This window comes from Sphingomonas ginkgonis (assembly GCF_003970925.1).
Classification (GTDB): domain Bacteria; phylum Pseudomonadota; class Alphaproteobacteria; order Sphingomonadales; family Sphingomonadaceae; genus Sphingomicrobium; species Sphingomicrobium ginkgonis.
The window spans coordinates 1416381-1435004 of the sequence record NZ_RWJF01000001.1; the positions used below are offsets into that span (position 1 = coordinate 1416381).

Sequence of the window (18624 nt, forward strand, 5' to 3'; positions counted from 1 at the left end):
ACCGCTCGACCCCGCGCTCGCCGCCTGGCTGCGGGCGGGCGTGAAAAGCTTGCGGCGGGCGCATCCGACGGCGCCGCTGGTGGTTTTCTGCCGGGCGGATTGCTGGATGAGCTGGAATGCCGCGAAGCGGCTGCGCGCGTGGGGGTTCGGCGATGTTCGCTGGTACCCGGCGGGCAGCGACGGGTGGGCGGAGATGGGGCGGCCGCTCGTCGCGGTGCGGCCCTATGGGGAAGGGAAGAATTGATGTTGCCGCTGCTGCTGCTCGCCGGGGTCGAGGCCGAGCCGATCATCGTCACCGGGCGCGGTCTCCCACCGGGCGAGACCGCGGGTGCGGCGAGCGTCAGCATCGACCGCGAGCGGATCCGCCAGTCGGCCAGTGGACGGCTCGAGGACGTGCTGCGCGATGTCGCCGGAGTGCAGAGCTTCCGCCGCTCGGACAGCCGCTCGAGCCATGCGACCAACCAGTCGATCACGCTGCGTGGGCTGGGCGGCAACGCCTCCGCCCGCGCGCTGCTGCTGCTCGATGGCGTCCCCCAGGGCGACCCCTTCGGCGGCTGGATCAGCTTCCCCGCCTACGCGACGGACCGCATCGGGCAGGTTCGGGTCACGCGCGGCGGGGGAAGCGGCTACTACGGGCCAGGGGCGCTCGCCGGAACGGTCGAACTCGAGAGCGCGACCCCCAGCGAGAGCAAACCGTTCGTCGGCTCGGTCGCCTATGGCAGCCGCGACAGCCTCGATGTCCGGGGCAGCGCGTTGCTGACGGGCGGGAGCTCCGCGCTGACCATGTCGGGCGCCTTCGCACGCGGCGATGGATTTGTTCCGATCACAAGCTCGACCCGCGGTCCGGTCGATCGTGCCGCACCCTACAAGCAGGCGAGCGGCGCCGCCCGTTACGTCCAGCAGCTGGGCCAAACCGAGGCGCAGCTCAACGTTTCGGGCTTCTACGACCAGCGCGATCGCGGCGTTCCCTTCACCGAGAACCGGGGCAAGGGCATCGATACTTCGCTCCGGCTGGTCGGCAAGGGCGGCACCCGCTGGTCGGTGCTCGGCTATGCGCAGTTCCGCAACTTCGCTTCGCAGTTCAGCAGCATCAACGCCGCGCGAACCACCAGCACCGAGACGCTCGACCAGTACAGCGTGCCCTCGCGCGGGTTCGGCTTTCGTGGCGAGATCGCGCCGGTGTCAGGGCCGTTCGACCTCCGCGTCGGGACCGACGGGCGGTTCGTCCGCGGCGACACCAAGGAACTCTACCAGTTCGTCGCCGGCGCTCCCACCCGCCGCCGCGACGCCGGCGGACGGTCGAGCACCGTCGGCGCCTTCGCCGTGGCGACACTCACCCACGAACCGGCAAGCGTCAGCGCCAGTGGGCGGCTCGACCGCTGGGCGATCAGCGACGGTTTTTTCTTTCAACAGACCTTGGCCGGCGCGACGCTCACCAACACCGACTTTCCCGATCGGCACGGTTGGCAGGGGAGCGGACGGCTGGCGGGCGAGGCCCGGGTCGCGCCGCCACTCAAGCTGCGTGCGGCGGCCTATCGCGGCTGGCGGCTGCCGACCCTCAACGAGCTTTACCGTCCGTTCCGCGCCGGTGCCGACGCGACCGCGCCTAACCCGGATCTGCGGCCCGAGACCATGTGGGGCGGGGAGGTAGGAACCGACCTCGACCTTCCGGCCGGGTGGCGGGCGGCCCTGACTGGCTACGTCGCCAGGCTTCACGGCGCGATCGCCAACGTCACGCTGGGCAGGGGGCCCGGGACCTTTCCGATCGTCGGCTTCGTCGCTGCGGGGGGTGCGTACCGCCAGCGGCAGAACCTCGACGCGATCCGCTCGCGTGGCCTCGAGGCGGACCTGAGCGGCCGGCTGGCCGGGCTGGACGCGCGCTTGTCCTACGCCTTCGTCGATGCGCGGGTCGATGCGTCCGGGCCTGCCGCGGTGCTGGATGGGCTGCGTCCGGCGCAGACACCGAAACACCAGCTTTCCGCGACGCTCGGCTGGACCGGACCGAGCGGCTGGTCGGTGTCGGGGACCGGGCGAGTGCTGTCGGCGCAGTTCGACGATGACCTGAACGTGCGGCGACTGCATCCGGCGTTAACGCTGGACAGCTATGCCGCGCTGCCGCTCGGCCGGCATCTCGCCGTCGAGCTGCGGGGCGAGAACCTGTTCAACCGGACGGTCGAGACCGCCCGCGGCGCCGATGGATCGATCGAGCGGGCGCTGCCGCGCACGCTGTGGCTGGGGCTGCGGCTGCGGTGAACGCTCGTTATACCAGGACGGCCGCTTGGCTGCACTGGATCATCGGCGCGCTGATCATCGCCAACCTCGTCATCGCGTTTAGCGACGGAAGGGTCGGCACGATCCGCGCGCACAAGGCGATCGGGATCACGGTGCTGGTACTGAGCCTGGTTCGGCTCGGCTGGCGGCTCACCCACCGACCGCCACCGTTCCCGGACGACGTCACTCCCGCCGAGCGAGTGTTGGCCACGGGCGTGCACGCGATCTTCTATGCGCTGATGATCATCGTGCCGCTGGCCGGCTGGCTGTTCGTTTCCAACGCCCGGGAGCTAAGGCCGCTGAGCTGGTTCGGGCTGTTCCCGATTCCCTACCTCAAGCTTTCACCCGTTATCTATGCGCTGGCGAGGTATGTGCTTGAATGGCTGGGGATAGGCTTTGCGGTCCTGATCGCCGGGCATGTCGCCGCCGCTCTCAGGCATCAGCGGATCGGTCGCGACCGGCTGCTGGCGCGGATGAACCCCGTCTAGTCGCGGACGATGGTGCCGCCCTTCACGACCAGTCGCACCCGCCGCAGCGCGCTCATGTCGGCGGCGGGATCGCCGCTGACGGCGACGAGGTCGGCGAGCAGGCCGGGGCGGAGGCTGCCGCGGTCGGTCATCCGGAAGTAAGCAGCGTTGCCCGCGGTGGCGGCGTGGAGCACGGCGAGGGGGGCCATGCCGCTGCGCGCCATCAATTCCATCTCGAGCACGTTCTGGCCGTGCGGGAAGACACCAACGTCGCCGCCCATGCACATCGGCACGCCAGCCTGGAGCGCGAGCCGAAAGGCCCGACGGTTCTCCGCGACGGACTCGGGCGCGGGTTCCTGCCCGCTCCAGTGATTGAAGTAACGCGCCACCGACTCGCTCGCCGCCAGCGTTGGGCACAGCGCGATCCGTCGGGCGGCCATGGCGCGGAAGATCTCAGCGGTACCCCCATAGCCATGCTCGACCGTGTCGACCCCTGCCGCGATCGCCCGCTTCATGCCCTCGGCGGTCGCGGCATGAACCGCGACCTGCAGCCCGGCATCATGCGCGGTGCGGACTGCGGCGGTCATCTCGTCGAGCGACAGGGTCGGGCGGCTCGGCTCGCCCTTGCGGTAATGATAGTCGGCGTAGAGCTTGATGAAGTCCGCGCCTCCGGCGATCTGGTCGCGTACCGCGCGGACGATCTCGTCGACGCCGCTGACCTCCTGCGCGCCCTGCGGGATCGGCACGCCGGGCTCATAGCCCTTGGGGCCGTAGGCGCCGCGAGCGACGATGGCCTTGGTCGCGACCATTAGCCGGGGGCCGGGCACGATCCCTTCCTTGATCGCCTCCTCGAGCCCGACATCGGCGAACCCCGCGCCTTCGGTCCCGAGATCCCGAAGCGAGGTAAAGCCGGCGTCGAGCGTGGTCTTCGCCTGTGCCACCGCGCGCGCGGTGCGCAGCGCCAGCGGCTCATGGAGGACCTGATCGTCCCACAGCCGCTCGTTATAGGGGTGGAGGAAGAGGTGGGCATGGCCCTCGATCATGCCCGGCATCAGCGTGGCGCCGGCAAGATCGACCACGCGTGCACCAGCCGGGGCAGCGAGAGCCGGACCTGCCGCCGCGATCCGGTCACCCTGAACCAGCACCTGCCATCCCGGATGCATGGCACTGCCGTCGAACACCCGATCGGGACGGAGAATCAATGTGTCGGCGGTGGCGGGACCGGCAACGGAGAGGCTGGCTGCGAGCAGGGCGAGAAGGCGGCGCATGATGTGGAGGCTAGCCGCAGCGGGGCCAGGTGGACAATGGCGCGCGACCCTTCTGCTCACGCCATGCTGCCGTTCGCACTCGACCGGCTGGGCAGTTCGGGATGGAAGGGGGCGCTGGTTGACTGTTCGACCGGCGCTTGCGAGGCGCGGACCTGCAAAGGAAAAGGGCGCCCCGCGCGGTGCGGGACGCCCTTTCCTGTTCGAGAAGACCGAAGCCCTTAGCGCTTCGAGAACTGGAAGCTGCGGCGAGCCTTGGCGCGGCCGTACTTCTTGCGCTCAACGACGCGCGGGTCGCGGGTCAGGAATCCGGCGCGCTTGACGGTCGTGCGGAGCGCCGGCTCGTAGCGGCTGAGGGCCTGGGCGATGCCGTGCAGCACCGCGCCGGCCTGGCCCGACAGGCCGCCGCCCTTGACGGTGGCGATCACGTCATACTGGCCCTGCCGCTCGGACAGGTCGAACGGCTGGTTGATGACGAGGCGCAGCGTGGCGCGCGCGAAGTAGATCGACTGGTCGCGGCCGTTGACCTCGATCTTGCCCGAGCCCGGCTTGAGCCAGACACGCGCGACGGCGTCCTTGCGCCGGCCCGTCGCATAGGCACGGCCGTACTTGTCGAGCTGCTGCTCGCGAAGCGGAGCTTCGGGCTGGATGTTGACCGGCGTCGGGGCTTCTTCCGGCGCGACGTCGGCGGCGGGAGCCTCGGCGGCGGCAGCGGCCGGAGCCGGAGCCGGGGTCGCGGCCTGCTGCTGCGTCAGCGCGGCGAGATCGGACAGGGACTGGCGATTGTCGCTCATTATGCGCCCACCTTGTTCTTGCGGTTCATCGACGCAACGTCGAGGTTCTGCGGGTTCTGGCCGGCATGCGGATGCTCGGTCCCGTTGTAGAGGTGCAGCGAACGCATCTGCTGGCGCCCGAGCGGACCGCGCGGGATCATCCGCTCGACCGCCTTCTCCAGCACGCGCTCGGGGAAACGACCCTCGAGCACCTTGGCCGCGGTCACTTCCTTCAGGCCGCCGGCATAACCGGTGTGCTTGTAGTAGAGCTTCTGCGACGCCTTGCGGCCGGTGAAGCGCACCTTGTCGGCGTTGATGACGACGACATGGTCGCCGCAGTCGACGTGCGGGGTGAAGCTCGGCTTGTGCTTGCCGCGCAGGATGTTGGCGATGATCGTGGCGACACGCCCGACGACCAGCCCGTCGGCATCGATCAGATGCCAGTTCTTCTCGACCTCGGCCGGCTTGGCCGGCTTGGTGGTCTTCAACAGCGCCTTCATGGAGCCTGTGACCTTCTGCTAAACGAAAGAGACGCCGCCCAGCGGGCAGCGCCTGTGGCCGCGCTAATCGCGGGAGGGGGCGGGAAAGTCAAGCAAAAGCGGGGCGTTCACGGCAGGTAAAATGATACCGTAAAGAATTTTCCAAGCTTTTCCGGCGGTCTGCAGCGCTGTATTATGGACTCGTGGGCGTTCGGACCGGTCGGCGAGGAGGTTCGCATGGACTTCGACGCGGTAATGCTGCTGGCGATTGTCGCGAGCTTCTTCCTGTTCATGGGGATCGAGGCTGTCGCACCGTCCGGGCGGTCGATGCCGGTGATCCGTCACTGGCGCTGGGTCGGGATGGCGGCGTTCGCGCTGAGCCTGGCCGGGTTCGTCGGCATCCCCTTGCTGGTCGTGCCGCTCCTCCCGCCGATGGCGGTCGTCAACCTGTCGGGCTGGGGGAGCGTCGCCTTCCTCCCGCTATGGTTGCTGACGACGCTCATCAACTACGGTTTTCACCGCTTCATGCATTATTTCGACTGGGCGTGGCGGGCCGGGCACCAGTTCCATCATTCGGCCGCCCGTCTCGACATCGCCTCGGCGATGATGTTCCACCCGGTCGACACGCTGATGCAGGGGGTGCTCGGCGGGCTCCTTGCCGCAGGGCTGCTCCACGCCACCCCGCATGCGGCGGCCTGGGCGGGGCTGTTCGGCTTCTGGGCGAGCCTCTACCAGCATCTCGACGTCCGGACGCCGGCCTGGACGGCGCTGCTGTGGCAGCGGCCCGAGGCCCACATGCTGCACCACGAGCGGGACGTCCATGCCCGCAACTACAGCGATTTTCCGGCCTGGGATCGGCTGTTCGGTACCTATGCAGCGCCCGAGGAACGGACGATTCCGCTCGGCTTCGCGCCGGGTCGGGGACGACGCTGGGTCGCGATGCTGGCGATGCGCGACGTCAACCGCGAGGCCGACGAGAAGGCGCGGATCAGCCTGTAGTGCTGTCCGTCACCCAGTCGGCGTAGGTGGAGAGCAGCTTTTCCACCGGCCAGACGGTGATCGCCGGTACCGCATAGCTGTGAAGCCCGGCGATGGTCGTCATCAGCCGGTCGGAGAGGTCGGCGCTGGTCTTGAGGATCGCCGGCACTTCCTGCGCCGTCTCGATCGCGCCATTCCAGCGGTAGATGCTTCGGCAGGGCGGGAGGATGTTGATGCAGGCGGCAAGCCGCTGCTCGATGACCGTCCGTCCGATCCGCTCTGCTTCCTCGGCGCTGGCGAAGACGCAGTAGACCGAGACGACGGTCACGCTGCGGCGGCGGCGGCGGAACGGCGCTGCTCGCCCAGGCGGTGCGCTGCCATCAGGGTCGTCGCGAGCAGCACTACGGCGGTCGCCTGGTGAAGCGCCGCGACCTCGATCTTCACGCCGGTGAGCAGGGTGGCGATGCCGAGGAGGATCTGCAGCCCGACGGCGGCGTGGATGAGGATAGACTCGCGGCGGCCGCCGGCCCGCTTCACGGCGCGGGCGAGCAGGATCACGAAGCCGAGCACCACGAACGCCCACCAGCGGTGGACGAACTGGACGGTGATGGGGTTGTCGACGAAGTTGCGCAGCGCTGGCCGCATCCACTCCGCTGCTGTCGGGTAGAGCTGGTCGCCCATGAGCGGCCAGGTGTTGAAGGCGTAGCCGGCGTCGAGGCCCGCGACATAGGCGCCGAACATCAGCTGCACCGCGAGCGCCGCCAGGGTCCAGATGCCGAGAGTCGGAACGCTGATCCGTCGGCTGGCCGGCCCGAGCAGATCAAGCGCGGTCCACAGAGTGGCGGAAAAGATCAGCAACGCGGTGAGGAGATGGATGGCGAGCCGAACATGGCTGACGTCGGTCCGGTCTACGAGACCGCTCGACACCATCCACCAGCCGATTGCCCCCTGCAGTCCTCCGAGCGCGAGAATGACGACGAGCCGCGGCCCGTAGCCGGGCGGGATCTGCCGCTTCACCGCGAACCAGAGGAGCGGCAGGGCGAAGGCCACGCCGATCAGCCGACCGAGCAGGCGGTGAACATATTCCCAGAAGAAGATGTGCTTGAACTCGCCCAGCGTCATTCCGCGGTTGATCTGCTGATATTCCGGGATCTGCTGATAATGACGGAACTCGTCCGTCCACTGCGCCTCGTTAAGCGGCGGCAGGGTTCCGCTGATCGGCTCCCAGCGGGTGATCGACAGGCCGCTTTCGGTCAGCCGGGTGATCCCGCCGACGACGACCATCAGGAAGATCATCGCGGCGACAACCAGCAGCCAGTTCGCGACCGCGCGCGGGCGGGCCCGGCTGACCTGGGACTCGGGGAAGGCGGAGGCGCGAGCGGCGGCGGCGGTGGTGGGCGTCATGGGCAGCGCGCCTATGCGCCTCCCGTCCGCGCGCTTCAAGCAGCGGCGTGCGGGAGCCTGGCCGAACGCAGCGGCCGATCGGTCTTCGATCGGGGCGCGATTGTCACCTTTCAGCAACGATGTGATGTTGTAACTTCGGGCGGGTGTCTTTATATCATCGACCGTCATGACCAACGCCCATGTCCATCGCTCGCACCGGTTCGACCGGCTGGCGATCGGCCTGTCCGGCCTGTGCCTGGTCCACTGCCTTGGAACCGCCGTTCTGCTGGCGACTCTCTCGTCGTTCGGCGGGATGCTCGGCGCGCCGTGGATCCACGAGGTGGGGCTGAGCTGCGCGATGGTGCTCGGCGCCATCGCGTTGCTCCGCGGCATCGAGGAACATGGCTTCATGATGCCGAGCGCGGTGGGCGGCCTCGGGCTCGGGGTGATGGCGGGAGCGCTGACGCTTCCGCACGACGGCGGCGAGGCGCTCTACACGATGGTAGGCGTTGCCATCCTGGCGCTTGGGCACGATCTTAATCGGCGCGGCACCGTTCATCCCTTCTGAGGCGCTCGGCGGAAGGCCGGCGCTCTCGAGGGATCAGGAGCCGCAGCAACGGGAGTGGCAATGGCGGGTCACCATCACGAGCTGCACGAAGGAGATTCGCTCAAGGACGCCGCGCGCGAACAGCTGATCGAGCATGGCGAGCAATGGACCAAGATGCGCGAAGCGGTCTTCGAGGCACTCGCCGGCTTCAAGCGACCCGCGTCGGCCTACGACGTGGCGGAGGCGGTATCCAAGGCCGAGGGTCGGCGAGTCGCGGCGAACAGCGTCTACCGGATCCTCGACCTGTTCGTCGGTGCCAACCTCGCGACCCGCGTCGAGAGCGCCAATGCCTATATCGCGAACCAGCACCCGGGCTGCGTCCACGACTGCATCTTCCTGATCTGCGACGGGTGCGGGACGACCACCCACATCGACAATGACCGCCTTTCCTCCGGAGTTCGCGAGGCGGCCGAAAATGAGGGCTTCGCGCCAAGCCGCCCCATCATCGAAGTCCATGGCAAATGCGGAGAATGCGCTTAGGTTTTGCCATGGAACGGAAGGGCGTATAGGGCCGGAGGGATGTCCGATCGTCCCCAGACGCCCCTGCTCGACACCGTCCAGTACCCGGAAGACATCCGCAAGCTCGAGAAGGACCAGCTGCCGCAGCTGTGCGAGGAGCTGCGCCGCGAGGTGATCTCCGCCGTTTCGGTGACTGGGGGGCACCTTGGCGCCGGGCTCGGCGTGGTCGAGCTGACCGTCGCCATCCACTATGTCTTCGACACGCCGACCGACCGCCTGATCTGGGACGTCGGCCACCAGTGCTACCCGCACAAGATCGTGACCGGCCGGCGCGACCGGATCCGCACGCTTCGGCAGGGCGGGGGGCTGAGCGGCTTCACCAAGCGGAGCGAGAGCGAATATGATCCGTTCGGCGCGGCGCATAGCTCTACCAGCATTTCCGCCGCGGTCGGGTTTGCCACCGCCAACCGGCTGGCGAACCGACCGGGCCACGCGATCGCGGTGATTGGCGACGGCGCGATGACCGCCGGCATGGCGTACGAGGCGATGAACAACGCGGAAGCGGCCGGCAACCGGCTGGTCGTGATCCTCAATGACAACGACATGTCGATCGCCCCGCCGGTCGGATCCCTGCGCAATTCGCTGGCGCGGCTGGTTTCGTCGAACAAATATCTGACGCCGCGGCGGCTGGCGCAGAAGCTTGCCCGGGTGATGCCGCGCCCGCTCCATCGCACCGCGCGCCGGGTGGAGGAATATGCGCGGGGCCTCGTCACTGGCGGGACGCTCTTCGAAGAGCTCGGCTTCTATTATGTCGGCCCGGTCGATGGGCACGACGTGATCAGCCTGGTCGAGATCCTGGAGAATGTTCGGGATGCCGACGAGGGGCCGATGCTGGTCCATGCCGTAACCCAGAAGGGTAAGGGCTACGCCCCGGCCGAGAGCAGCGCCGACAAATACCACGGCGTCGTCAAGTTCGACGTCGTGTCGGGCCAGCAGGACAAGGGCCCGACCGGCGGGCCGCCGAGCTACACCGCGGTGTTCGCCGATGCGTTGCTCCACGAGGCGCAGCGCGACGACAAGGTGGTGGCGATCACCGCGGCGATGCCGTCGGGAACGGGGCTCGACAAGTTCCAGAAGGCCTTTCCGGACCGCACTTTCGACGTCGGCATCGCCGAGCAGCATGCGGTGACCTTCGCGGCCGGGATGGCGGCGCAGGGCTACAGGCCGTTCTGCGCCATCTACTCGACCTTCCTCCAGCGCGCTTATGACCAGGTCGTCCACGACGTTGCGATCCAGAACCTGCCCGTCCGCTTCGCAATGGATCGTGCGGGGCTGGTCGGCGCCGACGGTGCGACCCACGCGGGCAGCTTCGACCTCGCCTACCTCGGCACCCTGCCCAACTTCGTGGTGATGGCCGCCGCCGACGAGGTCGAGCTGACTCACATGGTTCACACCATGGCGATGCACGACAGCGGGCCGATCGCGGTCCGCTACCCACGCGGCAACGGGCGCGGGCTGGTGATGCCGGCCGAGCCCCAGCGGCTCGAGATCGGCAAGGGGCGGATCGTCCGCGAAGGGCGGCAGGTCGCCATCCTTTCGCTCGGCACCCGCCTCGAGGAGGCGGAGAAGGCCGCCGACCAGCTCGCCACCATGGGTCTATCCGCGACGATCGCCGATATGCGATTTGCCAAGCCGATCGACACCGACCTGGTTCGCCGGCTGCTCACCACCCACGAGGTGGCAGTGACGATCGAGGAAGCCGCGATTGGCGGCTTCGGTGCGCACGTCCTGACCTTCGCCAGCGACGAGGGGCTGATCGATGCCGGGCTCAAGCTCCGAACCCTCCGCCTTCCGGATCGCTACCAGGATCAGGACAAGCCCGAGAAGCAGTATGAGGAAGCCGGGCTGACCGCCAAGGACATCGTCGAGACAGTGCTCAAGGCTCTTCGGCGCAACGACCTCCACGCGGAGCACGGGGTGCTGGCCTGACGAAGCAGCGGGTCGATCAGCTGCTCGTCGCTCGCGGACTGGCCGAGTCCCGCGCTCGCGCGCAGGCCCTGATCATGGCGGGGGCGGTCTTCTCCGCGGAGCGAAAACTTGCAAAGGCCGGTGAGACGCTGGCCGGGGACGCGCCCCTCGAGGTGCGCGGGCGCGACCACCCCTGGGTATCGCGGGGTGGGATCAAGCTCGATCATGGGCTGGCTTACTTCGGCTTCGATGTCAGTGGGGCGATTGCGCTCGATGTCGGCAGTTCGACCGGCGGCTTCACGGACGTTCTGCTCAGCCGCGGCGCGACGAAGGTCTATGCGGTCGACGTCGGCACCAACCAGCTTGCCTGGAAGCTGCGGAGCGATCCCCGGGTGATCGTTCACGAGCAGACCAACGCCCGCCATCTCACCTCCGACATCATCCCCGAGCTGGTCGACATTGTCGTCTGCGATGCGAGCTTCATCAGCCTTGCCAAGGTCCTCGATGCCGCGCTCGACCTCGCGCGGCCCAGCGCGCGGCTTGTGGCCCTGGTCAAGCCGCAGTTCGAGGCGGGCCGGGCCGAGGTCGGCAAGGGTGGGGTCGTCCGCGATCCCGCCATCCACCAGCGGGTGTGCGACGCGGCAGCGGCGTGGATCACGGGTCGCGGCTGGCACGTTGAAGGCGTAACGACCAGTCCGATCACGGGGCCGGAGGGCAATGTCGAGTTCCTGCTCGGCGCCACAAAGGAGGGAAGCTGATGGCTACAGTTCCTGGGTCCCGTCCGCTGCTCCGGACCGCGCTCGTTACGGTTCCGGCGATCGTCGTGCTGGGCTTTCTCAGCGGCTGGCTGTCGAACAGCGGCTTCGGCAATGGCTGGTACGAGCCACTGGTGAAGCCGAGTTTCCAGCCGCCTGCGATCGCCTTTCCGATCGTATGGACGACCCTCTACGTGCTGATGGGGATCAGCCTTGCCATCGTGCTCACCTTGCCGCCGTCGGCGGAGCGCCGCCGCGGGCTTGCCCTGTTTGCGGCGCAACTGGTGCTCAACCTCGCCTGGTCGCCGATCTTCTTCGGGGCGGGCGCGATCGACTGGGGGCTGCTGGTCATCCTCGCGATGGACGTTCTGGTCACCGCCACGATCGTCAGCTTCGTTCGGCTTCGCCCACTGGCGGGACTGCTTCTCCTGCCGTATCTGGCCTGGTTGTGCCTGGCGACCGCGCTCAATCACGAGACCGGCCGCCTCAATCCCGGTGCCGACAGGGCGCCGCTGGGCCTGACGGGAGCTTGAGATGCAATCGCAGAACCGCCTCTTCGATGATTTCGTGAAGATGATGAACGGCGCGGCGGGCACGCTCGCCGGGGTCGGCCGCGAGGCGCAGGAGGGCATGCGCGAGCGGATGCGCGAGTTCATGGGCGGCATGGACTTCGTCTCGCGCGACGAGTTCGAGGCGGTCAAGGCGATGGCGGCCGCCGCGCGCGACGAGGTCGAAGCGCTGAAGGCCGAGGTCGCGGCGCTGCGGAGCCAGGCTGCAATGGGTAAGGCGCCGGGTGCGGCAAAGACGGCGGCTGCCTTCGCGGCGGATGCACCCAGGAAGAGCCGCGGCGCCAAGCCGTCGGCCGGTCTCGAGACCCCGGAAGAGTGACAGCGGCTTGAGCGAGGAAGACGGCGAGCGCGACGACGGCGCTCCGATCGAGGCTCTCGAAGCCTATTTCGAGGCACGCGGCTGGGCCTGCGAGCGCTCGGGCGAGGGGGAAATCATTGCCTCCGCGCCGGGCAGCTGGGCACAATATGAGCTGCGCGGTGTGTGGCGGCCCGACGATCAGGTGCTGCAGTTCCTGGCCTTCCCCGACATCAAGGTCGCAGCCGACAAGCGCGGCCCGATCTACGAGGCGGTCGGGCTGATCAACGAGCAGCTGTGGATCGGCCACTTCGAGATGTGGTCGGGATCCGGGCTGATCGTGTTCCGGCACGCGGTCCTGATCGACAATGGCGAGGGCGAGGGACTGACGCTGGAACAGGCCGAGGCGATCGCCGAAGCGGCGCTCGAGGAGTGCGAGCGCTTCTATCCGGTGTTCCAGTTCGTCCTGTGGGGCGGGAAGACCCCGGCCGAGGCGATCTCCGCCGCGCTGATCGATACGCACGGCGAGGCCTGAACTGGTGGACGGCGCATTGTGGCTGGTCGGCTGCGGGAACATGGCCGGAGCGATGGTCGAAGGCTGGCGCAAGGCCGGGTTCGACTTTGCCTCCACGATAGTTGTTCGGCCGAGCGGGATCCCCGTTGCCGGTATCCGCACCATAACCGAGCTTCCGCTTGGCGAACCGCCGGCCATCTGCCTGCTTGGGGTCAAGCCACAGAAGCTGGACGAGGTCGCCCCCAGGCTCTTGCCAAGCATCGCCCCCGCCACCGTGCTGGTGTCGATGCTGGCCGGGGTCGAGGTGGCGAGCCTTCGCGACCGTTTCCCGCAAGCCCGGGCGATTGTGCGTGTGTTGCCCAACCTTCCCGTCTCAGAACGGCGCGGCGTGCTGCCGCTGTTCGCGGACGGCGACCCCGGAGTCCGTGACGAGCTGCTCGCCTGGTTCGGGCTGCTCGGCCATGCCTTCTGGTGCGACGAGGAGCGGGAGCTGGCGGCGGTCGGCTCGGTCGCCGGCGCCGGTCCCGCCTATGTGGCACGGTTCGTGGCCGCGCTGGCCGCCGCGGGTGAGGAGCGGGGGCTGGCCCCGGATTGCGCCGCGCGGGTGGCGCTGGAGACGGTGCTTGGCACCGCCTTGATGGCAGAGGCGGGGCAGGAAGACATGGTCTCGGTTGCCCGCCGGGTCGCCAGCCCCAAGGGCACGACCGAGGCGGGCCTCGCCGTGCTCGACCAGAATCGCGCGCTCGACCGGCTGGTCGCCGCGACCATCGCCGCGGCCGCCCACCGGGGCGAGGAGCTGGCGGCGCTCGCCCGCCGCGATTGATTCAGCCCGGCCGCTGCCCTAGGCGCGCAGGCCAGAGAAGGATGTAGAATGCCCGCGACTTTCGACGACCGTGACGGATTTATCTGGTTCGACGGCAAGCTGGTGCCGTGGCGCGAAGCGAACGTCCATGTGCTGACCCACGGCCTTCATTACGCCGGCGCGGTGTTCGAGGGGCAGCGCGCCTACGGCGGCACGATCTTCCGCTTGCGCGACCACAGCGAACGGCTGAAGCGCAGCGCCGAACTGCTCGGCTACCAGATCCCGTGGAGCGTCGAGGAAATCGACGCCGCCTGCAACGAGGTCGTGTCGGCAAACGGCCTCACCGACGCCTATGTCCGGCCGATCGCCTGGCGGGGATCGGAGCAGATGGGGGTCACCGCCGGCAACTTCCCGCCGCACCTCGCCATCGCGGCGTGGAACTGGGGAAAATATTTCGACGAGGACAAGGCCGCCAAGGGCCTCCGCCTGGATATCGCGCCCTACCGCCGACCCGCCCCCTACACGGCGCCGGTGCACAGCAAGGCTTCGGGCCTGTACATGATCTGCACCTACTCGCGGCAGATCGCCGAGCAGCGCGGCTATGACGACGCGCTGATGTTCGACTGGCGCGGGCAGGTCGCGGAATCGACCGGCGCCAACGTCTTCTTCGTAAAGGACGGCGCGCTGCACACCCCGACCCCCGATTGTTTTCTCGACGGCATCACCCGGCGCACCGTGATCGATCTGGCTCAGCGGCGCGGGCTTGCGGTCAACGAGCGGGCGATCTGGCCGGAGGAGATGGAAAGCTTCGAGCAATGTTTCCTGACCGGCAGTGCGGCCGAGGTGACGTTCGTCCAGTCAGTCGGGCCCTATTCGTTCGAGATCGGCGATCTCTCGCGTCAGCTCGCCCGCGACTACGACGACCTGGTGAACGGCCGGCTTCCCAACGCGTGATCGCTCGCCGGCCTCGCGGTCGGTTTCAATCCTTCTTAATTCATGCTCACTATCGCGCTGGTGTTCCGCATTTTCCTGCGGCGCACGAGTGAGGACGAGTGATCTTCGAGGCGTTCAGGCGGCGGCAGGATGAAGCGGCGGAGATTGCGTCCACCGAGTCGCTGCGCTCCCTGCTGTCCTTTGCCGAGCCAGTCGACGAGCCCTCGCGAATCGTCCGTAAGGCGCAGATCGACGCCCTGATCCGCCTCGTTCCGGCGACCATCGTCTGCCACTTTGCCGTCGCCGCGGTGATCTGCACCGGCTTCTACACCGAGGTCCCCGGCTGGCAGCTTGCGCTGTGGCTCGGCTTCAGCTTCATCCTGTGCGGCTCGCGCGCGGTTCGGGCCTTTCGCCTTCGGCACAATCTCGATTATGCCCGGCGCCGCCCGACCAGCATGCGGGCGATCTGCGTCATCGTCGCCATGCTCGCGGCAACCTGGGCCGTACCCCTGTGGTGGAACGACCTAATGGGGCCGCATGACCGGCTGCTGCTGGGCGTTGTCTACGTTGCGCTGACCTGCGCCGGGACGGTCACGCTCGGCACCGTCGCGCCGGCTGCGATCACCTATGTGGTCCTGCTCACCGCCTGCGAGGTGCTGGCTGGGTTCTGCCTCGGCAGCATGCCCTATGTCGTGCTCAGCACGCTGTTCGGGGCCATCATGATCTGGTCGGTGCTGAACGGAGCGCGTCGCTTCAACGCCAACGTTCGCTCGCACCTTGAGCTGCAGGAGCAGAGCGAGCTGATCGCTCTGCTGCGCGAATTCGAGGCGAGCGGGTCCGACTGGCTGTGGGAACTCGATGAGAAGCTCCACGTCACCTACATGTCGACCGCCATGGCGGAGGCGATCGGCATTCCGCATGCCGAGCTGATCGGTCGGCCGGCCAGCCTCGTCCTCGATCCCGACGGCGAGGTGGCCAAGCTGTCGACCGGCATGCGCGCGATGTTCGCTCATGTCTCCGACCGGACCCCATTCAAGGACCTTGCCGTTCCAGCTCTGAAAGGCCGCCGCTGGTGGTCGCTGTCGGGCAAGCCGCTGATCGACAGCCGTGGCCGCTTCCTCGGCTGGCGTGGTGTCGGCTCGGATATCACCGACCTTCGGTTGAGCGGCAGCGACGCGGTTCGCGCCGCGCGGCGCGACCCGATGACCGGAATTGCCAACCGGCTGCTCGTCCGCGAGCAGCTGGAGGAGGCGCTGCTGCGGCGGCTGGCCGGCGAAGCGGGATGCACGCTGATGCTGGTCGATCTCGACCGCTTCAAGCTGGTCAACGACACGCTTGGCCACGCGGTCGGCGACCAGCTGCTGTGCGAGGTCGCGAGACGGCTCGAGCGGGTTGCGGGAAGCGGCAGCTGCGTCGGCCGGCTGGGCGGCGACGAGTTCGCCATCATCTGGACCGGCCCGCAGGACCATCCGGCGCTGTCCGGATTGGCCGAGCGGATCATCGCCGAGATCAGCCGGACCTTCCAGATCGGGGCGGCATCGCTGCACGTCGGCTGCACCGTCGGGATCGCGATCGGCGGCGGCGACGGGATCAGCGAGGAGACGCTGATGCGCAGCGCCGACCTGGCGCTCTACAGCGCCAAGGAAGAAGGCCGCGGTGGCTATGCCTTCTATGCCAACTTCATGCTCGAGCGCGCCGAGGGCGACCGGCTGCTGGAGAACGATGTGCGCGACGCGCTCAACAGCGATGCGCTGAGCCTCGCCTACCAACCGATCGTCGATGCGCGCTCGGGCGCGATCGTAGGTCGCGAGGCGCTTCTGCGCTGGAACCACCCGCAGCGCGGCGCCATCCCGCCCGACCTGTTCATTCCCGTGATCGAAGACGCAGGCCTCATTCACCAGATCGGCGACTGGGTGCTCCGCGAGGCCTGCACCGAGGCGGCGACCTGGTCCGACGAAGCCAGGGTCGCGGTCAACATCTCCGCCGCGCAGCTCGGCGGCGCCGGACTCGCCAAGACGGTGTTCGGCGCGCTGGCCAGTTCGGGGCTTGCCCCGGGCCGGCTCGAACTGGAGGTCACCGAGAGCATCTTCATGGGCGACGACCTGTCGACGCTGGGCAGTCTCGAAGCGCTCCGCTCGCTCGGCGTCGGGCTCGTGCTCGACGACTTCGGTAAGGGTTACTCGAGCTTCGGCTATCTCAGCCGGGCGCGTTTCTCCAAGATCAAGATCGACCAGAGCTTCGTGCGCGCCGCGGCGGCGGGCGAGCGCGAGGGACGCGCGATCCTCGATGGCATCCTGGCGCTCGCTCGCGGTCTGGGAATGGCGACCACGGCGGAAGGTATCGAGACGGAGGCCGAGGCCGAGGTCATGCGCGAGCTCGGCTGCCACCAGTTGCAGGGCTATTATTTCGGGCGCCCGCGTCCTGCCGAGGCCGTCGCGAAGGAAGAACGGCGCGCGGTCCGCCGCCGCGCCTGACCCGTTAACTCAGATGCCAGCGTACCACTGATAGCCGGCGACATCCTCCCAATAGCCGCCCTTGCCGCGCCCGATCCGGCTCAGACGGTCAACCGCTTCCACCCGCATCACATATTTGGCCTGCTTGTAGCCAAGCTGCCGCTCCACCCGCAGTCGCAGCGGCGCGCCGTGCCCGACCTCCAGCGGCCGCCCGTTCATTCCCCAGGCGAGGATCGTCTGCGGGTGGAAGGCGTCGATCAGGTCGATGCTTTCGTAATAGGGTGTGCCGCCAAAATCGTCGGCGCAGTGGAAAACGATGTATCGGGCTTCGCTGCGTAGGCCGGCGGCCTTGAGCAGAAGGGCGAGCGGAACGCCGGTCCACTGGCCGATCGCGCTCCACCCCTCAACGCAGTCGTGCCGCGTGATCTGGGTCCGCGCAGGTAACCCGCGGATCTGCTCGAGCGAGAGGGCGAGGGGACGCGTGACCAGCCCGTCCACCACCAGGCTCCAGTTGGCGAAGTTGCCCGCTAGGAGCTGCGCATAGGCGGGGGAGGCGGGCATGCTGTTGCCGTTGGTTCGGAACACCGGGCTCATCTCGGCCGCCGAGAACTCGGGAGCGAGCGCGTCGCGCGGGATGATCAGGCGCTGCACGCGTGAAGTCAGGCCCTCGCCGGCGTCGAGGAACCCTTGGAAGGGCTTGGACTGGCTCAGCCGATCGCAGCCGCCGAGCAGCAGTCCGCCCGCACCGAGCAGCAGGCCGCGACGATCGAGGCTCATCGCTGGTCCTCCGGCAGCTTGTAGCGACCGGTAATCATTGACCTCACCTCGTTGATCGGCCCGGCGAGCAGCACCATCAGCAGATGGACCACAATGAAGCCGAGGATCGCCATGGCCACGATGAAATGGAGTGACCGTGCCGACTGGCGGCCGCCGAGAAGGGTCAGCAGCCATGGCCAGCCCGCATCCATTCCCGGCGACATGGCCAGTCCGGTCAGCACCATCAGCGGCAGGAACACGAAGATCAGCGCGACATAGCTGAGCTTCTGCAGCACATTGTAGTCGCGCGCCGCGGCGCCGGTCGGGAAGCGGAGGCGCGCGTGCTGCTTGACGTCGTGCCACAGGTTGGCGGGCCGCAGCTCGCTTCCGGTCAGTCGGAGGTCGCGGCGGAAATGGCCATTGGCGAAGCTGAACAGCCAGAAGGCGAGCCCCGGGATCACCAGCAGCCAGGCGAAGGCGAAATGCCAGCGACGACCCCCGGCGAGGTCGTAGACGCCCGGCGCCGCAGCCCAGTCGGGGAAGGCATAGGTCCGTTCCTGCCCATCGAACCCACGCGAGCGGCCGAGCAGGCCAGTGGTGTCGAGCTTGACCCTGCCGACCCGCAGATAGCCGCTGGTCCGGGTGGCGCCGATCTCGAGCCACGGATGGTCGGCGTTGGCGCCTGCGGCACCCCAGTAGAGCCGTGGATGGGCGTTGAAGATCATCAGCCCGCTGCCCAGCATGAAGGTGATCGCAACCGCGTTGATCCAGTGCCAGAGCCGGGTCGACAGGCGGTGGCGGTAGACGGTGTCCCCACCCTTCAGTGGCTCCGCGGGCGGAGCGGACCCGGACAGTTCTGCTGCGGAAGTCGCCACCTTGATCCTCGTCGTCGTTGCC

General features: G+C 68.2%; 21 protein-coding genes. 14 read left to right on the forward strand and 7 right to left on the reverse strand.

The annotated features are described in order from the left end of the window. The first annotated feature begins 40 nt into the window (after positions 1-40). From HMF7854_RS06910 to HMF7854_RS06920, 3 genes are read left to right on the forward strand one after another with little or no spacing between them, the layout of a single operon-like run. Entirely contained in the window at positions 41-244 is a 204-nt protein-coding gene (locus HMF7854_RS06910) for a rhodanese-like domain-containing protein (protein ID WP_126718429.1), read from the forward strand. After that, positions 244-2253: a TonB-dependent receptor gene (locus HMF7854_RS06915; protein ID WP_126718430.1), complete on the forward strand. Its 2010-nt coding sequence runs from the start codon at positions 244-246 to the stop codon at positions 2251-2253. Before HMF7854_RS06910 ends, HMF7854_RS06915 begins: the two co-directional genes overlap by 1 nt. Next, a complete protein-coding gene (locus tag HMF7854_RS06920; protein ID WP_239016872.1) occupies positions 2250-2759 on the forward strand; it encodes a cytochrome b in 510 nt (169 codons plus the stop codon). Before HMF7854_RS06915 ends, HMF7854_RS06920 begins: the two co-directional genes overlap by 4 nt. Here the strand turns inward: HMF7854_RS06920 and HMF7854_RS06925 are convergent. The 3 genes from HMF7854_RS06925 to rplM form a co-directional block, all read right to left on the reverse strand. Beyond that, positions 2756-4006 carry a metal-dependent hydrolase family protein gene (locus tag HMF7854_RS06925; protein ID WP_185829194.1) on the reverse strand — a complete coding sequence of 417 codons (1251 nt, stop codon included), beginning with the start codon at positions 4004-4006 and terminating at the stop codon, positions 2756-2758. The genes HMF7854_RS06920 and HMF7854_RS06925 overlap by 4 nt on opposite strands. Positions 4007-4224: 218 nt before the next feature. Then, a complete protein-coding gene (gene rpsI / locus HMF7854_RS06930; RefSeq protein ID WP_126718432.1) occupies positions 4225-4797 on the reverse strand; it encodes a 30S ribosomal protein S9 in 573 nt (190 codons plus the stop codon). Next, on the reverse strand, positions 4797-5276 hold the full coding sequence (gene rplM, locus HMF7854_RS06935; protein WP_126718433.1) for a 50S ribosomal protein L13: 480 nt from the start codon (positions 5274-5276) through the stop codon (positions 4797-4799). The genes rpsI and rplM overlap by 1 nt, the downstream gene beginning before the upstream one ends. 174 nt (positions 5277-5450) lie before the next feature. Between rplM and HMF7854_RS06940 the strand changes: the two genes are divergently transcribed. Further along, a complete protein-coding gene (locus tag HMF7854_RS06940) occupies positions 5451-6254 on the forward strand; it encodes a sterol desaturase family protein (RefSeq protein ID WP_126718434.1) in 804 nt (267 codons plus the stop codon). On the opposite strand, the gene cutA is transcribed toward HMF7854_RS06940, so the two are convergent. Continuing rightward, positions 6244-6561, reverse strand: a complete 318-nt coding sequence (gene cutA / locus HMF7854_RS06945; RefSeq protein ID WP_126718435.1) for a divalent-cation tolerance protein CutA — start codon at positions 6559-6561, stop codon at positions 6244-6246. The genes HMF7854_RS06940 and cutA overlap by 11 nt on opposite strands. Continuing rightward, complete coding sequence (locus tag HMF7854_RS06950; protein ID WP_126718436.1) at positions 6558-7637, reverse strand: COX15/CtaA family protein; 1080 nt, start codon at positions 7635-7637, stop codon at positions 6558-6560. The genes cutA and HMF7854_RS06950 overlap by 4 nt, the downstream gene beginning before the upstream one ends. A gap of 166 nt (positions 7638-7803) precedes the next feature. Here HMF7854_RS06950 and HMF7854_RS06955 point away from each other — a divergent pair, with 166 nt between their 5' ends. The 10 genes from HMF7854_RS06955 (at position 7804) to HMF7854_RS07000 (ending at position 16992) form a co-directional block, all read left to right on the forward strand. After that, a complete protein-coding gene (locus tag HMF7854_RS06955) occupies positions 7804-8184 on the forward strand; it encodes a MerC domain-containing protein (protein ID WP_126718437.1) in 381 nt (126 codons plus the stop codon). Between the two features lie 60 nt (positions 8185-8244). Then, entirely contained in the window at positions 8245-8703 is a 459-nt protein-coding gene (locus tag HMF7854_RS06960; RefSeq protein ID WP_126718438.1) for a Fur family transcriptional regulator, read from the forward strand. 39 nt (positions 8704-8742) lie between these two features. Beyond that, positions 8743-10671, forward strand: a complete 1929-nt coding sequence (dxs, locus tag HMF7854_RS06965) for a 1-deoxy-D-xylulose-5-phosphate synthase (RefSeq protein ID WP_126718439.1) — start codon at positions 8743-8745, stop codon at positions 10669-10671. After that, a complete protein-coding gene (locus tag HMF7854_RS06970; RefSeq protein WP_126718440.1) occupies positions 10668-11408 on the forward strand; it encodes a TlyA family RNA methyltransferase in 741 nt (246 codons plus the stop codon). Before dxs ends, HMF7854_RS06970 begins: the two co-directional genes overlap by 4 nt. Further along, positions 11408-11938 carry a TspO/MBR family protein gene (locus HMF7854_RS06975; RefSeq protein ID WP_126718441.1) on the forward strand — a complete coding sequence of 177 codons (531 nt, stop codon included), beginning with the start codon at positions 11408-11410 and terminating at the stop codon, positions 11936-11938. Before HMF7854_RS06970 ends, HMF7854_RS06975 begins: the two co-directional genes overlap by 1 nt. Position 11939: 1 nt before the next feature. After that, on the forward strand, positions 11940-12293 hold the full coding sequence (locus HMF7854_RS06980) for an accessory factor UbiK family protein (protein WP_126718442.1): 354 nt from the start codon (positions 11940-11942) through the stop codon (positions 12291-12293). After that, positions 12232-12804: a type III secretion system chaperone family protein gene (locus tag HMF7854_RS06985; RefSeq protein ID WP_126718443.1), complete on the forward strand. Its 573-nt coding sequence runs from the start codon at positions 12232-12234 to the stop codon at positions 12802-12804. Before HMF7854_RS06980 ends, HMF7854_RS06985 begins: the two co-directional genes overlap by 62 nt. Before the next feature lie 4 nt (positions 12805-12808). Then, complete coding sequence (locus tag HMF7854_RS06990; protein WP_126718444.1) at positions 12809-13606, forward strand: pyrroline-5-carboxylate reductase family protein; 798 nt, start codon at positions 12809-12811, stop codon at positions 13604-13606. A 48-nt stretch (positions 13607-13654) separates the two neighbouring features. After that, on the forward strand, positions 13655-14539 hold the full coding sequence (locus HMF7854_RS06995; protein ID WP_126718445.1) for a branched-chain amino acid aminotransferase: 885 nt from the start codon (positions 13655-13657) through the stop codon (positions 14537-14539). Between the two features lie 98 nt (positions 14540-14637). Then, on the forward strand, positions 14638-16992 hold the full coding sequence (locus tag HMF7854_RS07000; RefSeq protein WP_126718446.1) for a putative bifunctional diguanylate cyclase/phosphodiesterase: 2355 nt from the start codon (positions 14638-14640) through the stop codon (positions 16990-16992). A 9-nt stretch (positions 16993-17001) separates the two neighbouring features. On the opposite strand, the gene HMF7854_RS07005 is transcribed toward HMF7854_RS07000, so the two are convergent. Both HMF7854_RS07005 and HMF7854_RS07010 read right to left on the reverse strand, forming a co-directional pair. Beyond that, positions 17002-17748 carry a molybdopterin-dependent oxidoreductase gene (locus HMF7854_RS07005; RefSeq protein ID WP_126718447.1) on the reverse strand — a complete coding sequence of 249 codons (747 nt, stop codon included), beginning with the start codon at positions 17746-17748 and terminating at the stop codon, positions 17002-17004. Continuing rightward, positions 17745-18602, reverse strand: a complete 858-nt coding sequence (locus HMF7854_RS07010; RefSeq protein ID WP_126718448.1) for a cytochrome b/b6 domain-containing protein — start codon at positions 18600-18602, stop codon at positions 17745-17747. Before HMF7854_RS07010 ends, HMF7854_RS07005 begins: the two co-directional genes overlap by 4 nt. Positions 18603-18624: the final 22 nt, after the last annotated feature.